At 56.6% G+C, this 2,882-nt stretch carries 1 protein-coding gene and 1 pseudogene; both read right to left on the minus strand.

Going from position 1 to position 2,882, the window contains the following annotated elements; genetic code table 11:
* Positions 1–473: 473 nt before the first annotated feature.
* A pseudogene (locus tag QRN45_RS00505) lies at positions 474–1,031 on the minus strand (ABC transporter ATP-binding protein); the annotation flags it as partial.
* Positions 962–2,461, minus strand: a complete 1,500-nt coding sequence (locus QRN45_RS00510; protein WP_264636993.1) for a hypothetical protein — start codon at positions 2,459–2,461, stop codon at positions 962–964. The gene QRN45_RS00510 and the pseudogene QRN45_RS00505, both read right to left, overlap by 70 nt.
* Positions 2,462–2,882 lie beyond the last annotated feature (421 nt).

The raw sequence follows: 2,882 nt of genomic DNA on the forward strand, positions 1-2,882 counted from the left end.
CCCTCAGCGCCTAAGCGAAGGATCAACCGTTACACCACTCCACGGGACTTGACCCTACGTGATCGATTTGGCTGAACCGGGATAATGATTCATCAGTGATCTCACGAGCTGAGTCCGGGCCTACTGAAGTCACCTCCACATAATTCAGGGCGGAATTGGTGCTGATCTTGTTTGAGTATGAGCTTATTCCGGCCCCTACGATGCTGTCGGCGAATATGAATACCGCGATGCCAAGACTCATCAGGACCGCGAGCGGCCTCAATTTCGAGAGGGAAAGCCGCACCGACCTTGCAGCAAAGACCCTATTTCTGTTCAAGGAACAACTCCTTCATAGGAAGCTGACGGTGGGCCACTTGCTGGAAAACTTCGTCGTGGGAAGCAACGAGGATGCCGCACCCGCTGTTGGCCCCCGTTCGCATGGCGTCCAGGATGGCCTCAGTGTTTGTCGCATCGAGACCCGAACTTGGTTCGTCGGCCAGTAGCAATGACGGTTCGTTGATCAGCGCACGGCAAAACGCGACTCTTTGCTGCTGCCCGCCGGAAAGCCTTTTCGCTTGCCGGTCAGCGACCGCCACCAGGCCGAAGCGTTCCAGCTGCTCCGTAATCGTTGCGCGCGTCATGGGCTTGCTGCTGGCAAGGAGGACATTTTCCAACGCCGTAAGTTCGGGCAACAGGTTGCTGCTCTGAAACACCATGCCAATTTCGTTCGAGCGGACCCGACTCGCTTCCCGGGACGAGGCGTCGGTCCTGTTGTCACCGTTGATCCACACTTTGCCGGCATCGGGAGTCGATAGCAGTCCGGAGATGTTCAGGATCGTTGATTTCCCCGAACCCGACTCACCTCGCAGCCAGACGATTTCGCCAGCCTCGACGTTCAGGCTGATTCCAGAAAGGACCAACTGTCGCGTCCCGCGATCATCTAAAAAGGACTTGGCGATGTTCTCAAGACGCAGCACCGCTGTCATTTGTTCTCCCCGAAGTCGTAGGCACCCGGGACCGCGATCATTGCGGCCGAAATTGACAGACTGCATGGTGACGCTTTGTCTGCTTCCATCCGATACAAGGACGGGAATTCTTTGCAGCCCTTCAGAGTCCGGAGTTCCTCGGCCGCTTTGTCGAAGTCGTTTGATCCCAGTCCGGACCGACTTGCGCTCGTCATGGCGGTCAACGCCCGAAAATAATTCAGGCCCTTTTCTTTGGATGAACCAATGAGCTGCGGGAGCGCGGACTGGACGGCCGGAAACATTGATCTCACTTCTTCGCTGTTTGAGAAGTACATGGAGTTGGAGAGCGCCATCAGTGCTCCGGAAAGTAGGTCTTCAACCCCGGGGTCCGCATCGAACGCCTCCAGTCGCGCCAACCTCGCGTTAGGCTCAAGCTGCACCAGAACATCCACCAGCTCGATGTACCCGCTGAGTTTTGCGAAAGTCACGGTGGCCGGAAGCGCCGCCCTACCTTGCTCGATGATCGAACCGTAGTTCCCCCAGGATGGAGACCCAGAGCGCTTTAGCGCCACAAGCGCCTTGAGCTGAGTGATCTGATCGGTTTCGGGCGCTTTCAGCACCCGTTCCAGTTCATCTCGGGTTCGCTCACTCACGACAGCGGGAAAGCCCGTGTCGAGGAGTCTCGCGGCAAGATACGTCCCGTGGACCGATCCTTTGGCGAGAGTCGATGAACGGATAAGTCCCGTCTTCTGGTCGACCCTGGGTGCAATATGATCTTTGACAAGTCGCTTCGCCTCTGTCTGTGCGTTCAGCAATTCCAAGGAACGCAGCATTGAAGCGATCAGCGCGTCATCGTGCACCTGGCTCGAATCCAGAAGCCTAACGATATGGTCCCTAGCACCGTTAGGAACCATCAGGTCATTTCCAAGAGTTGCTCTAGCTTCAAGAGCGGCTTGAAAGTCAAGAGTTGACTCATAGTCGCCAGGGAGCTTGTTGGAATCCACGTTCTTCAACGCTTGTTCCAATTCGAGGGGTCTCTCCTTTTGCAGAGCCGAATAGGAATCGAAGAGACGCCATAGAAGATAGGGCTTGTTCGTGATCGAGTTGAGGTCAATTGCGCCAAGCCGTATGAGCGCTTCTTCCACAAAGGACTTTCCTGCGATCACGGACCAGCCTTGCATCCTACCGATGTCGATCCAAAACCAGAGGGCGGCGATTTCCGCGCCTACATCCTGCTGCCTTGCAGGCATCGCGGTACTGGCCAATCTCTTCTCCAATTCGGCAGGCAAAGCTGCGCCGGCTGCCCTAAGCAGCTTGAGCGCCGACCAGAGCGTCGGCAGGTCGGCTGTGGACTGATCACCCAGTGCGTTGCGGACGGTCCGATTGGCGTCGTCCGCGGCCAGCAGGTGGGAGCCAAAGTTCTCGGTGTACAACGCCGTCGTGTACAGATCTCCACGCTCTTGACCCTCCCCTTCGGGCATCCTTATGAGACCGTTGATTCCCTGGAGCTTCTTCAAGTCATCTTGTATGGCAGACACATCGTTGGCCGGCGCGGAGAGACCGGCACTGCAGGCAGTCAGGCAAAGCATGGCCGCGATTAGCACCGACACCAGCTTGTTTCGTGTGTGCTGCAATTTTTGACGGCATATACCTAGGCTTCTTGTCATTACTGCAGTGCCGATCTCTTCGTTATACGCGAGCGGAAGCAGTGCGCAAATTACCGTAGTAGTAAGCGGTGGCCGCCACATCCGCACCTAGGTAGAAGGCACCCCACCCCATGCAGACTGTGCCGCTCAGATAGGATCCACGAGCACCGTTACTATTGGTCCACTGAAGTGTCGCGGGATTGCTGGTTCCCGATCCCGATACGTTGACACCCTTGATGGTCAAGTCCCGTGGAGTGGTGTAACGGTTGATCCTTCGCTTAGGCGCTGAGGG

Source organism: Arthrobacter sp. efr-133-R2A-63, assembly GCF_030209795.1.
Lineage (GTDB): Bacteria > Actinomycetota > Actinomycetes > Actinomycetales > Micrococcaceae > Arthrobacter > Arthrobacter bambusae_A.